This window comes from Pseudomonas sp. ZS1P83 (assembly GCF_054897825.1).
In genome coordinates this window covers 3,555,904-3,572,904 of sequence record NZ_CM142706.1, presented here as the reverse complement: position 1 = coordinate 3,572,904, position 17,001 = coordinate 3,555,904, and the positions used below count along the sequence as shown (strand labels likewise).

Here is a 17,001-nt window from a genome sequence, read left to right as displayed (position 1 = left end):
GTTATGCATGAATTATGTACAAAATCAGGTCGGACGCACGGTGGGCAAACGTTAGATGATGTTTCGCTGCGGGGCATGCCGGTAAAACAAAGAATTTTCTTACAGAAACGAGGAAGTAAGCGTGAGTTTGTGTGTGACACAGTTTGCAGCGACCACTATCGTCTGTTTTTTGTAGCTGCCGTATTGCGCGGGGATGCACAAATATTAACCACTTATATTCATTTTTTTGCACAAGTGTTCAATTGTTTGATTAACAAAGTTGAATTTATTATTAATGTTTTTACCTCTCCGATAACACGCGTACAGTAGCCAATCTAGTCCCGGTTGGCAGTGTGGGACTTGCATTTTTAACTTTGCAAGGAACTATGTTATGAAAAAATCCGCCCCCCAATCCGCGGAATCACCAAACCATTCCCCCAACGACACCGTCGATTCATCCAGTCCCGCCAAAGCCACCGAACAACTCGTCAGCGTGCCCCTGCGCAATCACCCACGTCCCGAATCTGACAAGTATTTCTTCGCCGTCGTTCCGGATGTCGACATGGAATCCCTGCTCTGTCACGCCTCTGAAACCCTCGCCTCCCTCAGTGTCATGGCCACCGATCTCGCCCGTGAACTGGAAGGCCCTCGTCGCCATGTCATTGTGGGTATTCAGCAACTGTCCGCGCTGGGCGAATTGCTGGTCAATCGAGCGCTGGACAACCTGGAGCCGCCCCGGGGATCGTCTGAAGGTCGTCCAACTGCCAACGCTGAATAATCGTGTGCCTTTACCCAATGGAGGTTTTTCATCATGGATCGATACATGCCTATCACTGGCATCGACTGCAACATCCCATCATTGCTGATTGACACTGAAGCACCACTGGACGTGTTGCATGAAACCGCGGCCTACCGCATTCGAACCGCAACGCAACTGCTGGAGAGCTTTGCGTTTGGCGAGGGTGTCCACAGTGAGCTGGCGCGGGTGTTGGTGACGTCACTGCGCGATGGCTGTGATTTGATGGATGTCGTCGGACGACGACTGCAGGTGCACGTTTCAACGTAGAAAAAGGGCGCCATTGGCGATTACCGGCTGATTTGCTGCCGGCGGCGCACCGTCTTGACGGCTGAAGATCAAAAGATCGCAGCACCGGCAGCTCCAGGATGTACGCCATCCAAAGGAGCTGCCGGAGGCTGCGATCTTTTCACTTTCAGACTTTCAACACCTTCCCGCCAATGGCCACCGCCACCAGCAACACCGCCATCAACCCAAAGGCAAAACTCAAACTGCTGCCATGGGCGATAAACCCGATCAACGCAGGCCCCGCAAGAATTCCGGCATACCCCAGTGTGGTAATGGCCGGCACGGCGATGCTTTCGGGCATCACCGTCTGTTTGCCCACTGCGGTGTACAGCACCGGCACAATGTTCGAGCAGCCAACCCCCAACAATGCATAACCTACCAGCGCCGCTTCCCAGCTTGGTGCGAAGGTCGCGACAAACAGGCCCGCCGCAGCCGTCAACCCACCGAACACAATCACCCGCGTGGCGCCGAGACGACGCACGATCACATCACCGGTCAAGCGTCCGACGGTCATGGTCAACGCAAACGCTGCATAACCCAGCCCCGCATACGCTGTGTCGATTCCCCGTTCCTGCGCCAGAAACACTGCGCTCCAGTCGAGCGCCGCGCCTTCGGCGAGGAACACGATGAAACACATCCCGCCGATGAACAGCACGATGCCGTGGGGAACGGCAAACGCCGGCCCCGAACTTTCGCTGCCGTAAGGCAATAGGTGTGGCGCGGCCTTGAACAGGGCGATCAGCAGCATCACGATCACTACCAGCGTTGCCCCTAACGGTGAAACCCCGAAGCCGAGCAGGGCGCTGACGCCCGCAGCACCGACAATCCCGCCGAGGCTGAACAGCCCATGAAAGCCCGACATCATGGTCTTGCCGCTGGCCCGTTCGACGATCACCGCTTGCAGGTTCACCGTCGAATCCACCGTGCCAAGGCCCGCGCCGAACATGAACAACGCGGCAATCAACGCCGGAATCGTCGACACCGTCGCCAACATCGGCAGGGCCGCACAGATCAGCAACACCCCGGCGCTCACCACCCGGCGACAGCCGAAACGCGTGGCCAGAATCCCCGCCATCGGCATCGCCAGAATCGACCCCACCCCCAGGCACAACAGCAGCAAACCGAGCGTCCCTTCATCCAGCCCGGCCCGAGCCTTGGCGTAGGGCACCAGTGGCGCCCACGCGGCGATGCCTAAACCGGCAATGAAAAAGGCGATGCGCGTAGACATCTGTTCCAGGCGTCCGGGAACAAAGGCTGTTTGGGTGTTGAGGTGGGTCATATTGATCCTTGGCAAAAAACGTCGCGTACCCAAGGGACAGTGACTCACCGGTGTGGGTTCGATCAGCGTCCACCCGGGTTTGCGGTCAGGCAGGGTGACATCCTTGCACAGCCCGTTGCGGTTTCGCGATATGTTGTCGCCTTCGATGTTTGTACAGGAGGCGCCATGACGCCGTTCTACGATGCTCGAGGCAACCTCTACGCGGTAGTGGCGCCTGACGCGGTGCGTCGCTTAGGGATTGATTTGCCGGAACAGGCCAGCCTGGCGGCGCAAACCCGTGCGGCATGGGCGTTATCGGCTATCGAGGCCTTTTGTGCCTGGGCACCGGGCGCGCAACTGCCCGGCAGCAAGAGCCATCGCTGCGATGGGATGCTGGTGGGGCCCTTTCAATCAGCGTCGCCGTTCGATCTGTTGATCGTCAACACCGACGGCACCTTGGCTGAACGCAGTGGCAACGGGTTGACGATTTTTTCCCAGGCGCTCAGCGACCAGGGGCTGTTCCCGGAATACGAGGCGTGCCTGCTCAGGGTTCATCACGACAAGACCGATACGCCATCGCCGGGTGAAACATCGGTGAGCGCTGCGCAGGTCGATGAAGTGCAGGGTTTCTGGCTGGATCTGGGCAAACCTGCGTTCGGGCCGGGGGCGGTCAGCGCGCAAGGCGTTGCGGGCGTGGCCTTCAACGGTCGCGAGCTCAGCCACGTTCAACCGCTGTCGGCACTCGAGCCGGCCTGGTCTCGCAGCCAGTTCGTGCGGGTCGGCAATCCGCACTGCGTGACCCTTGTGGACGATGCCGGGGCATTGCCGGCCAATGAGCAGATGCGCGAAGCGGGATTGTCCGCAGGGTTGACGCACATTGCCTACGCCATGCCGACCGGGGCAGGGCGCCCGTGTCCGGCGGGGATCAATCTGCAATGGGCGATGCTTGAGTCCGAGGGGCGAATTGCTGCTCGGGTGTTTGAACGCGGGGAAGGGCCGACAGCTTCGTCCGGCACCAGTGCCAGTGCGGTGGCTTGCGCCGCATGGCGGGTGGGTTGGGTCAGTGCCGGTGAAGTGAAAGTGGTGATGCCCGGCGGCACCGCGCCGATTTTGTTGGAAGAACAAGACGGCGAGTTGAGTCGGGTCAGGTTGTTCGGCGCGGCGCAGTTGATGGGTTGATCATTCGATTGCCTGCTCGCGATAGGCGTCAGCCCAGTCAACCAAAATTCAGTGTTGATCACCAAAAAACTCCACCACCGGCATCTGCCGCCTCATCAACACCTTGCCATCACGCACCGAATACAGCGGCAGGCCCTGGCTGCGGACCACCTCGTAATCGCTGTCCGCCGACAGAATCAGCAAATTCGCCGGCCGCCCGCGTTCCAGTCCATACCGATCACCGAGGTTCATGGCCTTGGCGCTGTTGTCGGTGACCAGGTCCAGCGCGCTTTGCAGGTTGCGGTAACCGAGCATGTGGCAGATGTGCAGGCCAGCTTCGAGCACCCGCAAGATATTGCCGTTGCCCAGCGGATACCACGGGTCGACGATCGAATCCTGGCCGAAACACACGTTCATCCCCGCTTCCAGCAACTCATTCACTCGGGTCACGCCACGGCGTTTCGGGAAGTTGTCGAAGCGTCCTTGCAGGTGAATGCTTTCGGTGGGGCAGGAGACAAAACTGATCCCCGAATGCCCGAGCAGGCGAAACAGTTTGGCGCAGTAAGCGTTGTCGTAAGAGCCCATGGCCGTGGTGTGGCTGGCGGTGACCCGCGAGCCCATATCGCGGCTGCGGGCTTCTTCGGCCAGCACCTCCAGAAAGCGTGAGTGCGGATCGTCGGTTTCATCGCAATGCACATCCACCAGGCAACCGGTGCGCTCGGCCAGGTCCATCAGGAATTTCACTGAGCTCACGCCTTGATCGCGGGTGTACTCGAAATGCGGAATCCCGCCGACCACATCGGCGCCCATGCGGATCGCTTCTTCCATTAACGCCCGACCGTTGCGGTACGACTCGATGCCTTCCTGCGGGAACGCAACGATCTGCATATCGATCAGGTGACGGCTTTCCTCGCGTACTTCGAGCATCGCCTTCAGCGCAGTGAGCTGCGGGTCGGTGACGTCAATGTGGGTGCGTACGTGCTGGATACCATGGGCGGCGAGGGTCTGGATGGTTTTTTTGGCGCGGGTTTTGGTGTCCTCCTCGGTGATCGTCACCTTGCGCTCGCCCCAGCACTCGATGCCTTCGAACAGCGTGCCACTCATGTTCCAGCGCGGCTCGCCGGCAGTGAGCGTAGCGTCGAGATGGATGTGCGGCTCGACGAAGGGTGGCACCACCAGGTTGCCGCCGGCGTCCAGATCATCGGGGCCCAGGGTTGGCGCTTCTGTCTGTCGGGCGATGTTGCTGATCAGACCGTTTTCCAGGTGCAACTCATGCAGGCCATCTTGGTTGCGCAGGCGGGCGTTGATGATGTGCATCAGGCGAATCCTTTTATAGATCTTTTAATGGTGCGTTGGCAGTACGGGCACCCAGCACGCCGGTCAGTAACACATACGTTAGCGCGGCAGGGGCGATCCCTGCCAGCGGCGCGGTCCATGGCGAGCTGAACGCGGCGACGGTGCGGACCGCGTAGACGCCCAGGCCGGACCCCTATATCGCGAGCAAGCCCACATTTAATCCGGTTTTTTCAGGGGGATTTTTGTAGGGGCAAAAACTTCAGGAGCGCCGCGACGATCGCTTCCGGTGCATCTTCCTGTACCAAATGCCCTGCATTGGGAATGGGGTGAAATTGTGATCCTGGAATCATCTGATGCAACTCCCGCCCACGCTCGATGGGAATCCACTGATCGTCTTCCCCCCAAAGAATCTGCACCGGGCAGCGAATCGTTGGGTACAACCCTTCGGCCTCACGGGTATAACGCTCATCCATCTGCGCGATCTGCCGATAGAACGCCGCTTGTCCCGGATCGCCCAGCCACGGCTGTACGTAAGGCGCGAGTTCGTCGTCCGGGATTTCACGCTTGATCGCCCCGCGAATATAGGCCGGCACGATCGCCTGCTGAATGTACTCAGGCAGGCCAATGAACGCCGCCTCATGCTGACGCACATGCTGCACGAACGGCGAACCCCAGGGCGTCAGCGCCACAGGATCAATCAACGTCAGGCTGCGGTAGTCCTTGCCGTTCAGCAGGTGAGCACGCAGGGCAGTGGCGCCGCCGAAGTCGTGAGCGACGACGTCTGGTCGTCCAAGCCCCCAGTGATCCAGCAAGTGAGCCAACAGGTCGTTTTGCACACCCAGCGACACATCGCCCTCGATTTTCTCCGATTGCCCATAGCCCAGCAGGTCGAAGTAATGCACCCGGTGCGTGGCGATGAAGTGCGGCGCAATCCGGTGCCACACATAAGAAGAGAAGGGCGTGCCATGCACAAACACCAACGGCGGGCCGTCACCCCGTACGGCGTAGCGAACGGAGTGCCCGTTGAAGCGGTAGGTCTGAGCCAGCGGCCAGTCAGCCATGCGCGTGTCCTCTTGGCGTGTTCTAGCCAAAAAGCATAGGCATAAAAAAACCACCGGTCTCGGTGGTTTTTTTGATCTATCGGCTTACTCGCCGTGATAGATGCAGCCACTGGTGCACGTCTCGTGGATACGAATCGCGCTGAGCTCCGGCAGCAGAGGCTTCAATTCTTTCCAGATGAATTTGGCCAGGACTTCACTGGTCGGGTTTTCCAGGCCGGGAATGTCGTTCAGGTAGTTGTGGTCCAGACGCTCATAGAGCGGCTTGAAGATCGCCTTGATTTCCGAGAAATCGCGGATCCAGCCCGTGTGCGGATCGAGGTCGCCGCTGAGGTGAATCGCCACTTTGAACGAGTGACCGTGCAAGCGGCCGCACTTGTGGCCTTCCGGCACGTGGGGCAGGCGGTGGGCGGATTCGAAGGTAAATTCTTTGAAGATTTCCACAGTGGTTTGAGCTCTGTCAGGTGGCGATCGCCGCAGCGATTTGGGCAGGCGGCGAGTTTAACAGTTTGCGTTTGGCATTGCGGGAAAACACTGACTAAAGGGTCAGCAAGCGCTCCCCGAGGCGACCGCTGGCGGCCAGTTCGAGGAATTCGTCACCGAGCCTGCGGCTTTCATCCATCGTCGTGCGCCAGTATTTCTGCCGGCTCGGGGCGTCGCCCATGAAGCGCTTGAAGTCGTTTCGGTCCGGGAGTTTGCCGTAGGGCAGGCGCGCCAGGTATTCCTTCGACGGTGACAGCAACAGGACATCCTGCAAACGCGCAGGACAAGCGCGGCGCCACGGCAGGGTCTTGTCGAACCAGCCGGGAATCACCCGGTCGGTGAAATGCGGGTAGAGGACGATGTCGTTGCCGCTGTAGGGCAGGTCGAGGTGATAGTCCAGCAGACCGCCGTCGCGAAATGTCCCAATACCTGCGCCCGGCAGGTCACGCACGCCTTCCATCACCATCGGGATCGAGCCCGAGGCGAGCAAGGCCTGGCGCAGGTTGCCGGTCTCCAGCGCAACGAAGCGCGAGGGGAAATCGTTCAGTGCATTGACCGGCGGTGCCCGGCGCGGATCGTGAATGATCAGCCGCTCGAAATGCCGCGACAGCCGCGCGCGACCGCGCAGGTTGTCGGCGATCACCGATGACAGGCCCAGCGCCAGTCGGCCGCGATGATCGTCCGCCAACAGGCCGTGGCTTTTGACCACCATGATGTTCAGTCGGTAATGAGCGTTGTCCAGAATCGAGGCGTCGCGGCCGTCGAGCAGGTCATCGAGCATGCGCCGGGAGCTCTGGCTGACCTGCGCCATGGTCACGCCCTTGGCGAAGTTCTGCTCGGTGTAGAGGTGACCGAGGCGGCGGATGCCTTCGGCGGCATCCGGCAGACAAGCGCTGGCGAAGCGCCAGGAGCCCACCGACGCACCGATCAGCGAACGTTCCCGGGGCGCCGCCGGTAGCCATTCACCGAACAACGCCAGGTCCAGACCTTGAATCCCCAACGCCTTGGGACCACCGGCGGCACCTGGCAGTGTGCCGACATCGGCGGCGCTCAAACCGTTTTCACGGATGCGCGTCAAGGCGCGAGGGCCGGCCTTGAGGGTCAGGGAGGGGAACTTGATGTGGATTGCGGTCATGCCGGTCTCAATAGTTGGCGAACGTGCGGATTATAAACGGGTGTCATACGATCTGTAGGAGCCAGGCTTGCCGGCGAAGGTTTCAAGCACGCCTTCGCCGGCAAGCCTGGCGCCTACGGGGATTGCGTAAGCCATGGCCAATGATGGCAATTCAGTTTCAGTTAAGTTCAGATCGCTAAGGTGGCTTACGTCGGCAACACACAAAAAAATACGGAAACACCCCATGAAAACCCTGACTGCCCTGTTCACCGCGTCCATCATTGGCATGACCGCCAGCATCGCCCACGCTCGCGACCTCGGCCCCGACGAAGCCCTGAGACTGCGCGACGCTGGTACCATTGTGTCTTTCGAGAAGCTCAACGCCACCGCTCTGGCCAAACATCCGGGCGCCAAGCTCACCGCAACCGAATTGGAAGAAGAGTACGGCAAGTACATCTATCAGGTGGAATTGCGCGACCCACAGGGCCTTGAGTGGGACCTGGAATTGGACGCTGTCAGCGGGCAGGTTCTCAAGGATCATCAGGATACGTAATGAAGGTGTCTTCTTTTTCACAGCGGTGCGCGAGCGGTCGAATGGCGCTGGCGCTTCTGGCTTTTTGCTCGGTGGTCATGGCCCGCGACCTGGATCAGGACGAGGCCCTGCGCCTGCGTCAACAGGGCGTGATCCTGCCGCTGGAGCAGCTGTTGCAGCAAGCGCTGGGCCGCTATCCCGGGGCCAAATTGCTGGAAGCCGAGCTTGAAGAAAAACACGACGCCTACGTTTATGAAGTCGAGCTGCTGACCACCGAAGGCGTGGTCCGCGAACTGGACCTCGACGCCACCACTGGCCAGTTATTGAAAGACAAGGAAGATTGATCGATGCGTTTGCTTCTGGTGGAAGACCATGTGCCGCTGGCCGACGAATTGATGGCCGGCCTCAATCGGCAGGGGTACGCCGTGGACTGGCTGGCCGACGGTCGCGATGCGGTGTATCAAGGCAGCAGCGAGCCTTATGATCTGATCATCCTCGACCTCGGTCTGCCGGGTTTACCAGGGCTCGACGTGCTGACCCAATGGCGGGCCGGTGGCCTGGCCACGCCAGTACTGATCCTCACCGCCCGTGACTCCTGGGCCGAACGGATCGAAGGCCTCAAAGCTGGCGCTGACGATTACCTGACCAAGCCCTTCCACCCCGAAGAGCTGCATTTGCGGGTCCAGGCGCTGTTGCGCCGCTCCCATGGCCATGCCAACCAGCCGACGCTCAAGGCTGCCGGACTGCATCTGAACGAAGGTCGTCAATGCGTGGCCCGCGACGGCGCCGACATCCAGCTCACCGCCGCTGAATTCCGTCTGCTGCGTTATTTCATGCTGCACCCCGAGCAGATCCTTTCCAAAAGCCACCTCGCCGAACACCTTTACGACGGTGAAACCGAGCGTGACTCCAACGTGCTCGAAGTCCACGTCAACCACCTGCGGCGCAAACTCGGGCGCAGCGTCATCGAAACTCGTCGCGGCCAGGGTTACCTGTTCGGAGGGCAAGCCCAGTGAGGTCGATCCAGCGCCGCTTGAGCCTGGGTCTGATCAGCGTGATGGTGATCGTCGGCCTGGTGCTGGCGCAGACCAGCCTGTGGCTGTTCGAAATGGGTTTGCAGCGCTACCTCGAAGCCGGGCTGCGCGACGACAGCGAAAACTTGCTAGTGGCGCTGGTGCGTGGGCCGCAGGGGTTGCAGCTGGATGAGCGGCACCTGTCACCGGCCTATCAGCGACCGTTTTCCGGGCATTACTTCCGCATCGACTTCGCCGACAGCCATTGGCGCTCCCGTTCGCTATGGGATCAGGACATGCCGCGCCTCGACCATGTCGGCCTGCACAGCAACCTGCAATTGGGGCCGGAAGGGCAGCAATTGTTGGTGCTGCGTTCGGACTATCGACGGCTCGGCCAATCAATTTCGATCAGCGTGGCCCAGGATTACACGCCGGTACGCGAGAGCTTCCTGCGTATGCAACAGGTGGGTCTCGGTCTGGGGCTGGCGGGGTTGCTGCTGATTCTGCTGCTGCAACGCATCACCGTGCGCCGCGCCTTGCGCCCACTTGAAAAGGCTCGTGAGCAGATCGCCCAGTTGCAGCAGGGCCAGCGCTCGCAACTCGATGATCAGGTGCCGGTAGAGCTTGAACCGCTGGTGGCGCAGATCAACCATTTGCTCGCTCACACCGAAGACAGCCTCAAGCGCTCACGCAATGCGCTGGGCAACCTCGGCCACGCCTTGAAAACCCCGCTGGCGGTGTTGTTGAGCCTGGCTTCAAGCGAGAAGCTCGACGCGCATCCGGAACTGCGCAAGGTGATTCAGGCGCAACTGGAGCAGGTCCAGCAACGACTCAATCGTGAACTCAATCGCGCACGGTTATCCGGCGACGCGCTACCGGGGGCGTTATTTGATTGCGATGCGCAATTGCCGGGGTTGTTGGCGACGTTGAACATGATCCACGGTGAGCATCTTGAGCTCAGCTACCGTGCACCGGCCGGTTTGCAACTGCCGTGGGACCGTGAGGATTTGCTCGAACTGCTCGGTAACCTGCTGGACAACGCCTGCAAGTGGGCGGACGCCGAAGTTCGGTTGAGCGTGGTCGAGAAGGCCGAAGGGTTTGAGTTAAGCGTGGAAGACGATGGGCCGGGGATTCCCGAACACCAGCGCGATCAGGTGTTCAGCCGGGGAACTCGGCTTGATGAGCAGACGGATGGGCATGGGTTGGGGTTGGGGATCGTGCGGGATATCGTTGATACGTGGGGCGGGGTTTTGAGTTTGGAGGCGAGTGAGTGGGGTGGGTTGAAGGTAGTGATCGGATTACCTCGTCGATGATCGTTCCCACGCTCTGCGTGGGAATGCATCCCGTGACGCTCTGCGTCACCTCAAGAAGCGGAACGCGGAGCGTCCCTGGCGGCATTCCCACGCAGAGCGTGGGAACGATCATTTACACGCGAAACTGATCCATCAAACTCTGCTGCTGATTCGCCAGGCTATTGAGCGACTGACTCACCCGCGCCGACTCATTGGCCTGCTCCGACAGCGACTCCGTCACATCCCGAATGGTCGCCACATTGTTGTTGATTTCCTCAGCCACCGCACTTTGCTCCTCTGCGGCACTGGCAATCTGCAAGTTCATGTCGCTGATCACCGTCACCGCCTCACCAATCTGCCGCAGCGCCGTCACCGCCTGACCCACCTGTTCGACACTGCCCTGAGCCTGACGATGGCTGTTGTTCATCGAGCCAACCACGTCCTGAGTGCCACTCTGCAACTGCTCGATCACCAGACGGGTTTCTTCGACAGACTCCTGGGTCCGACGTGCCAGGTTGCGCACTTCATCGGCCACTACGGCAAAACCGCGTCCGGCTTCACCGGCACGCGCCGCCTCGATGGCGGCGTTTAGCGCCAGCAGATTGGTCTGTTCGGCGATGGCGCGAATCACTTCCAGCACCGAACCGATCTTCTCGCTGTTGGCCGCCAGGCCTTCGACTTGAACCATCGCCGCGCTCATGTCGGCGGCGAGGTTGTCGATGCTGGTGGTGGTGCGGTCGATCACGGTCAAGCCGCGACGGGTTGCCTGATCCGCATCCCGTGCCGCCTGGGCCGCTTGTGCTGCACTGCGAGCGACGTCTTGAGCAGTGGCGCTCATTTCGTGGGAAGCGGTAGCGACCTGATCCACCTGACGGTATTGCTGCTCCATGCCGGCGCTGGTCTGCGTGGCGATGGCGGACGACTGATCCGCCGTGCTGCGGGCGTCCTGCACCGAGCGTTTGACCTCGGCGATGATCGGTTGCAGTTTGTCGAGGAAGCGGTTGAACCAGCCGGCCAATTGGCCCAGTTCGTCCTGCTTGTCGTAGGCCAGGCGGCGGGTCAGATCGCCTTCGCCGCTGGCAATGTCTTCGAGCATGTGTGCCACACCCAGGATCGGTTTGGTCACGCTGCGGGCCATCAGCCACACCAGCAACAGGCCAATCAACGCGGCCAGCACACCCAGGCCGAGTTCGACCAGAGTGCCCGCGGTGTTGCTCTCATCGAGTTGCCTTTTCAACGCTTCGGCTGGGCCGACCAGGACTTTCTCCGGCACATCGAGCAGCACGCCCCAGGACTTGCCACCGGGAATTGGCTGGAACGGCGACAGCACTTTGAGCTGTTGATTATTGTGCAGGCTTTCAGTCTTGCCGCTGGCGGCGAGCAGGCGGATCAGCTCGGCACCGTTGGTTTTGTCCACGGTGTCCAGGCGCTGGCTGAGCTTGCTGGCGTCCGGGCTGTAGCCGGCCAGCAAACCGACTGGGCTAATGATGCTGACGTTGGTCTGGCCGTCATAGAGCTTCTTGCTCGCGCCCTGGCTGATGGCTTGCAGGCTGTTGAGGTTGATGTCCACCGACAGCGAAGCGATGACTTTGCCGTTGACCATCAGCGGGAAAACGATGCTGGTCATCAGCACATTCTGGCCATCGATCACATAGAAGTAGGGTTCGATCACGCAGGGCTTGAGGGTCGTGCGCGGGCAGGTGAACCAGGCGTTGGCCGGTTCGCCGCTGGGGCCGGTGCGGGTGTCGGCCATGTCGCTTTCGGGCAGCGCCATGGACGTCACCTTGCCCGGTGTCGGTTGCGACCAGTACAAGGCGAAACGACCCTTGTCGTTGCTGCCCAGCTCCGCTTGACCGGTGAACAGTGGGTCCTTGCCGTCCAGCGCATTGGCTTCGAACACCAACGACAGACCGAGCAGTTCCGGGTTGGCTTGCAGGGCCGATTTGACTTGGCGAGTCAGGTCTTCACGCAGGTCAAAGGCATCGAGGAAGCGCTTCTCGGCCTGGTCGCGCAGGAACAGCACCTGACGCGAAAAGCCGTGGCCATATTGATAGGCGTCCATGAACTGCTGGCGAATCCCCAGCGCCTGGTTTTCACCCTGGGATTCGATCCGGGCCTGGGCGGCTTCGGTGAGCATCTCCATGCTCGAGGCTTTCACCAGTGCGGAGCTGTGCTCCATGCGATACAGCGAAAGACCCACCAGCAGGGTCACGATAGCCGCCAGGCAAAGCCCGGCCAGCAGGGTGATTTTCCATTGAATGGAAAGTTGTCTGAGCGACATGGAGACGTCCTTTATTCGATAAATATCTGAGACTTTGCACTGTAACGGCTGCAAATCGGCTTTCTTGAGGCTTGCAGCTTGCTGCTGCTTCCTTCAAAGTGCGCGCCCTCTAATAAAACCCCCTCTTTAATCCGCTGGCGGCTCTTTGCAGACTGCCGGCCGGGCTCATTCTGTCTGCTTTGAGGTAACGATGATTAATGCTGTAATTGCCGCGGTCGGCGTCATGCTGATCCTCAGCCTGTCCCGCGTGCACGTAGTAATCGCGCTGATCGTGGGCGCCCTGGTGGGTGGTTTGACCGGTGGCCTGGGCATCGACGCGACACTGAAAGCCTTCAACAGCGGCCTCGGTGGCGGCGCGACGGTCGCGTTGTCCTACGCATTGCTCGGCGCTTTTGCCGTGGCCATTGCCAAGTCCGGCCTGGCCCATGCCCTGGCAGACAAAGCCTTGCTGATGGTCGACCGCCAGCACGCCAGCGGTGGCCGCCAGGTCAAATGGCTGTTGATCGGTTTGCTGTGGGTGGTGGCCATCGCGTCCCAGAATATCTTGCCGATACATATCGCCTTTATTCCGTTGCTGGTACCGCCACTGTTATATGTACTGACCAAGCTGCAACTGGATCGTCGACTGATTGCCTGCGTCATGACGTTCGGTTTGATTACGCCTTACATGTTCCTGCCCGTGGGCTTCGGCAACATCTTCCTGAATGAAATCCTGCTGGCCAACGTCGCCCGTAGCGGCGTGGACATCAGCGGCATCAACGTCACCCATGCCATGGGTATTCCGGCATTGGGCATGGTCGTCGGGCTCGCGGCAGCGTTTGTCAGCTATCGCAAGAAGCGCGTCTACGATCTGGAAAAGATCGAGCAAGTCGAACAGGTCGCGGTGCAGTACAACCCGCTGAGCCTGATGGTCGCCGGTCTGGCCATCGCGGTGGCGTTCATCATTCAGCTGCTGCTGGACTCGATGATCATCGGCGCGCTAACAGGTTTCCTGATCTTCTCGGTCTCGGGCGTGGTGAAGTGGCGCGACACCGATGACCTGTTCACCGAAGGCATGAAGATGATGGCGATGATCGGCTTCATCATGATCGCCGCGTCCGGTTTTGCCGAAGTGATGAAAGCCACCGGCCAGGTACAGACATTGGTCGAAGCCTCGGCCTCGTGGATCGGCCACAGCAAAGGCATTGGCGCGTTGCTGATGTTGCTGGTTGGCCTCTTGGTGACCATGGGCATCGGTTCGTCGTTTTCCACCGTACCGATCCTGGCAGCGATTTTTGTGCCGTTGTGTGTGCAGCTAGGCTTCAGCCCATTGGCGATCGTTTGCATTGTCGGCACTGCTGGCGCTTTGGGTGACGCTGGTTCGCCAGCCTCGGACTCGACCCTCGGACCGACCTCCGGCCTGAACATCGACGGCCAGCATCACCACATCTGGGACACCGTGGTCCCGACCTTCCTGCACTACAACATCCCGTTGCTGGCGTTCGGCTGGGTGGCGGCGATGGTCTTGTAACCACATCTCCCCTCGACTGATCGTTCCCACGCTCTGCGTGGGAATGCAGCCCGGGACGCTCCGCGTCCCAACAGCGTGACGCAGAGCGTCACAGGAGGCATTACCACGCAGAGCGTGGGAACGATCAACCAGGCGCATTCAACTTTTGGTTTCGCGTGCCGTTAAAGCCTTTAACCACGCCAATAGAATCAAAAGAGTGAACCGTCATGCGCATGAGTCTGAAGGCTAAAGTCCTGTCCCTTGCCGTCCTCCCGGTGTTGCTCTTTGCGCTGGTCATCAGCCTGACCACGCTGTTCATTCTGCAGGAGCAAGCCCGCAAGGAAGTCGAGGAAACACGCCAGCGCCTGCTCAGTGATGCCAAGGCGACGCTGCAAAGCTACGTCGCTGTGGCCATGACCACGATCAAACCGCTCTACGATGCGGCCGCCCCCGGTGATGACGCAGCGCGGGCCCAGGTGGTCAAGCTGCTGTCGAGCATCACTTACGGCAAGGACGGCTACTTCTTCGGCTATGACTCCAACACCGTGCGCCTGTTCAAGGCCAACAGCCCGGAAGGCGTGGGCCAGAGCTTCAAGGACAACCGCGATCCGAACGGCGTCTACGTCAACCGCGACCTGGTGAAGGTTGCCAAGGACGGCACCCACTACCTGCAATACAGCTCGCCACTGCCCGGCAATACCCAAGTGCTGGTGCCTAAACTTGGCTACACCGAATACCTGCCGAAGTGGGACATGGCGGTCGGTACTTCGGTGAACCTTGACGGTATCGAAGCGCAAGTCGCGCTGGTTGAGGCAAAGGTTCAGGAGCGCATGCAAGGCGTGGTGCTGAGCATCGTCGGGATTGCCGTGGTGGTGCTGTTGGTGATCGCCGCCGCCGGGATGCTGCTGGCCAACACCATCCTGCGTCCACTGAACCTGATGAAAGCCAACCTTGATGACATCGCGGCGGGCGAGGGCGACCTGACTCGTCGCCTGACCATCACCAGCCAGGATGAGCTCGGCGAACTGGCCGGCTCGTTCAACCGCTTCGTCGACAAAATCCACGGCCTGGTGGGCCAGATCACCGAAATGACCTCGCAACTGACCGGACTGGTGAATCAGGTCTCCGATCAGGCCCAGCGTTCGGATCAGGCGATGGAACGTCAGCGTCACGAGACCGATCAGGTCGCCACGGCGATCAACCAAATGTCGGCGGCGGCCCAGGAAGTGGCGAAGAGTGCGCAAAACGCGGCGGTGGCTGCCCAGCAGACCGACGAAGAAGGCCAGGCGGCCAAGCGCGTGGTGGCCGGCAGCATTGTGAAGATTCATGCGTTGGTGGACGACATTCGCAATAGCGGCGTGTCCCTCGACAGCCTGCAAAAAGACGTGTCGTCGATTGTCAGCGTGCTTGGGGTGATTCGTTCAATTGCCGAGCAGACCAACCTGTTGGCACTCAACGCCGCCATTGAAGCCGCCCGTGCCGGTGAGGCTGGTCGTGGTTTTGCCGTGGTGGCTGACGAGGTGCGAGCGCTGGCCAGTCGGACACAAATCAGCACCCAGGAAATCCAGGGCATGATCGATCGCCTGCAGGCCGGTACCCAATCGGCTGTGGAAGCGATGCGCCGTTCCAGTGAGGCTGGCGACGGCACGTCGGCTCAGGCCAACGAAGCGGGTGCATCGCTGGATACCATGGCCCAGCTGATCGGCACCATCAATTCGATGAACGCGCAGATCGCCAGCGCTGCCGAAGAACAGACTGCCGTGGCCGAAGAGATCAACCGTAACGTGCATCAGATCGCCGTGGCCGTGGACAGCGTCGCCGATGAAACCCAACTCGGCGCCCAGACTTCCCGCAGCCTCGCCGACCTCGGTCAACGCCTGGGCAAACTGGTCGGGCAGTTCCGCATCTGAGTCGCGACGCATAACTTGTAATTGGCGCAGCCTGCGTTCGGCTGCGCAGCAGTCGTGAAATCAGGCAGTGCGGTGTATCAGGGAAATCGCGCGTGCAGGTTTTACGACTGCTTCGCAGCCGAACGCAGGCTGCGCCAGCTGCTACAGGGATTTAGGGCCTGTCCCAGTAGGGCACCGTGCCGAAGCATTCCACGAAGAAATCAATCACCGTCCGCACCTTCACCGACAACCGTCCGCTGCCGGGCCAGAGCACGGCAATCTGCTGCGGCTCAAGGCTGTTGGACACCTGATACGCCCCGAGCACCGGCACCAGCGTGCCGTTGCGCACCGCTTCACCAATCAGCCACGACGGAAACATCACCAACCCCAAGCCTTGTTCGGCGGCTTGAGTCAGGGTGTCGGCGTGGTTGCCGGTGATCGGCCCCTTCACCGAATAGGGCGTCCAGTCCTGCTGATCCTTGCGGAAAAACCAGCGTTGCTGGCCGGCCACGCCTTTGTAGGCCAGGCATTGATGCGCGGCCAATTCTTCGGGATGGTGCGGCGTGCCGTGACGTTCTAAATAGGCCGCGCTCGCGGCGACTTGAAAACGATGGGGCGCCAGAATGCGCGCCTGCATGCTCGAATCGTGCAGCGGCCCGATGCGAAACAGCAGGTCGGCGCCTTCCTGCAACGGGTCGACGTAGCTGTCGGTCTGCTGGATATCCAGTTGCAATTTCGGGTAGCGCTCGCAGAGCTGCCCCAGCCAGGGCATCAGGTGCCGTTGGCCAAACACCACTGGCGCATTGATCCGCACCAGTCCGCTCGGTTCGCTTTGCTGTTCCTGCAAAGAATCCCAGTTCATTGAGACTCCGTGCATGGCGAGTCCTGCTGTGCGAATTGCGCAGAAGTGTTGTCAGGATGCTCCCATTTATCGCAAAGGATCGCCAGCCGATAATGCGCGCCACCACCATCCCCTGTAGGAGCGAAGCTTGCTCGCGAAGACGTCGTACCAGGCGCAGTAGATGCCGTCTGACACGCCGCCTTCGCGAGCAAGCTTCGCTCCTACAGGGGTCGT

At 60.4% G+C, this 17,001-nt stretch carries 15 protein-coding genes and 3 pseudogenes; 10 read left to right on the top strand and 8 right to left on the bottom strand.

Annotation, left to right across the window (positions count from 1 at the left end; translation table 11 throughout):
• Positions 1-370: 370 nt before the first annotated feature.
• The gene (locus ACYZT0_RS17155; protein ID WP_462042249.1) at positions 371-757 is read left to right on the top strand and encodes a DUF6124 family protein; all 387 of its coding nucleotides are present in this window, start codon (positions 371-373) and stop codon (positions 755-757) included.
• A gap of 33 nt (positions 758-790) precedes the next feature.
• Positions 791-1,045: a hypothetical protein gene (locus tag ACYZT0_RS17150; RefSeq protein ID WP_462042248.1), complete on the top strand. Its 255-nt coding sequence runs from the start codon at positions 791-793 to the stop codon at positions 1,043-1,045.
• A gap of 145 nt (positions 1,046-1,190) precedes the next feature.
• Here the strand turns inward: ACYZT0_RS17150 and ACYZT0_RS17145 are convergent, their stop codons facing one another.
• Positions 1,191-2,342, bottom strand: a complete 1,152-nt coding sequence (locus ACYZT0_RS17145) for an MFS transporter (protein ID WP_462042247.1) — start codon at positions 2,340-2,342, stop codon at positions 1,191-1,193.
• Between the two features lie 165 nt (positions 2,343-2,507).
• On the opposite strand from ACYZT0_RS17145, the gene ACYZT0_RS17140 reads away from it, so the two are divergent.
• A complete protein-coding gene (locus ACYZT0_RS17140) occupies positions 2,508-3,500 on the top strand; it encodes a diaminopimelate epimerase (protein ID WP_462042246.1) in 993 nt (330 codons plus the stop codon).
• Between the two features lie 48 nt (positions 3,501-3,548).
• On the opposite strand, the gene codA is transcribed toward ACYZT0_RS17140, so the two are convergent.
• The 4 genes from codA to ACYZT0_RS17120 form a co-directional block, all read right to left on the bottom strand.
• On the bottom strand, positions 3,549-4,796 hold the full coding sequence (codA, locus tag ACYZT0_RS17135) for a cytosine deaminase (RefSeq protein ID WP_462042245.1): 1,248 nt from the start codon (positions 4,794-4,796) through the stop codon (positions 3,549-3,551).
• Positions 4,797-5,005: 209 nt separating this feature from the next.
• On the bottom strand, positions 5,006-5,836 hold the full coding sequence (locus ACYZT0_RS17130) for an alpha/beta fold hydrolase (RefSeq protein ID WP_462042244.1): 831 nt from the start codon (positions 5,834-5,836) through the stop codon (positions 5,006-5,008).
• Positions 5,837-5,920: 84 nt separating this feature from the next.
• A complete protein-coding gene (gene queD / locus ACYZT0_RS17125; RefSeq protein ID WP_008152165.1) occupies positions 5,921-6,277 on the bottom strand; it encodes a 6-carboxytetrahydropterin synthase QueD in 357 nt (118 codons plus the stop codon).
• 94 nt (positions 6,278-6,371) lie between these two features.
• Positions 6,372-7,451 carry a patatin-like phospholipase family protein gene (locus ACYZT0_RS17120; protein ID WP_462042243.1) on the bottom strand — a complete coding sequence of 360 codons (1,080 nt, stop codon included), beginning with the start codon at positions 7,449-7,451 and terminating at the stop codon, positions 6,372-6,374.
• A 223-nt stretch (positions 7,452-7,674) separates the two neighbouring features.
• Between ACYZT0_RS17120 and ACYZT0_RS17115 the strand changes: the two genes are divergently transcribed.
• Genes ACYZT0_RS17115 through ACYZT0_RS17100 form a run of 4 tightly spaced genes read left to right on the top strand, consistent with a single transcriptional unit; the run spans position 7,675 to position 10,288 of the window.
• A complete protein-coding gene (locus ACYZT0_RS17115; protein ID WP_462042242.1) occupies positions 7,675-7,983 on the top strand; it encodes a PepSY domain-containing protein in 309 nt (102 codons plus the stop codon).
• Positions 7,983-8,306 carry a PepSY domain-containing protein gene (locus tag ACYZT0_RS17110; RefSeq protein ID WP_462042241.1) on the top strand — a complete coding sequence of 108 codons (324 nt, stop codon included), beginning with the start codon at positions 7,983-7,985 and terminating at the stop codon, positions 8,304-8,306. Before ACYZT0_RS17115 ends, ACYZT0_RS17110 begins: the two co-directional genes overlap by 1 nt.
• Positions 8,307-8,309: 3 nt before the next feature.
• Positions 8,310-8,978 carry a response regulator transcription factor gene (locus tag ACYZT0_RS17105; protein ID WP_462042240.1) on the top strand — a complete coding sequence of 223 codons (669 nt, stop codon included), beginning with the start codon at positions 8,310-8,312 and terminating at the stop codon, positions 8,976-8,978.
• A complete protein-coding gene (locus ACYZT0_RS17100; RefSeq protein WP_462042239.1) occupies positions 8,975-10,288 on the top strand; it encodes a sensor histidine kinase in 1,314 nt (437 codons plus the stop codon). Before ACYZT0_RS17105 ends, ACYZT0_RS17100 begins: the two co-directional genes overlap by 4 nt.
• Positions 10,289-10,400: 112 nt before the next feature.
• Here ACYZT0_RS17100 and ACYZT0_RS17095 read toward each other — a convergent pair whose 3' ends face one another.
• On the bottom strand, positions 10,401-11,156 hold the full coding sequence (locus ACYZT0_RS17095; protein ID WP_462046589.1) for a methyl-accepting chemotaxis protein: 756 nt from the start codon (positions 11,154-11,156) through the stop codon (positions 10,401-10,403).
• Positions 11,157-11,258: 102 nt separating this feature from the next.
• Positions 11,259-11,405 (bottom strand): annotated as a pseudogene (locus ACYZT0_RS17090) (HAMP domain-containing protein); the annotation flags it as partial.
• A 1,336-nt stretch (positions 11,406-12,741) separates the two neighbouring features.
• On the opposite strand from ACYZT0_RS17090, the gene ACYZT0_RS17085 reads away from it, so the two are divergent.
• The 3 genes and pseudogenes from ACYZT0_RS17085 to ACYZT0_RS17075 all read left to right on the top strand — a co-directional run bounded on the left by ACYZT0_RS17085 (position 12,742) and on the right by ACYZT0_RS17075 (position 15,947).
• Positions 12,742-14,058 carry a Na+/H+ antiporter family protein gene (locus tag ACYZT0_RS17085; protein WP_462046588.1) on the top strand — a complete coding sequence of 439 codons (1,317 nt, stop codon included), beginning with the start codon at positions 12,742-12,744 and terminating at the stop codon, positions 14,056-14,058.
• A gap of 206 nt (positions 14,059-14,264) precedes the next feature.
• Positions 14,265-15,041: pseudogene (locus ACYZT0_RS17080) on the top strand (cache domain-containing protein); the annotation flags it as partial.
• 84 nt (positions 15,042-15,125) lie between these two features.
• Positions 15,126-15,947 (top strand): methyl-accepting chemotaxis protein, encoded by an 822-nt coding sequence (locus ACYZT0_RS17075; protein WP_462046587.1) that lies wholly within the window; start codon positions 15,126-15,128, stop codon positions 15,945-15,947.
• Positions 15,948-16,098: 151 nt separating this feature from the next.
• Here the strand turns inward: ACYZT0_RS17075 and ACYZT0_RS17070 are convergent.
• Positions 16,099-16,776, bottom strand: a pseudogene (locus ACYZT0_RS17070) (substrate binding domain-containing protein); the annotation flags it as partial.
• Positions 16,777-17,001 lie beyond the last annotated feature (225 nt).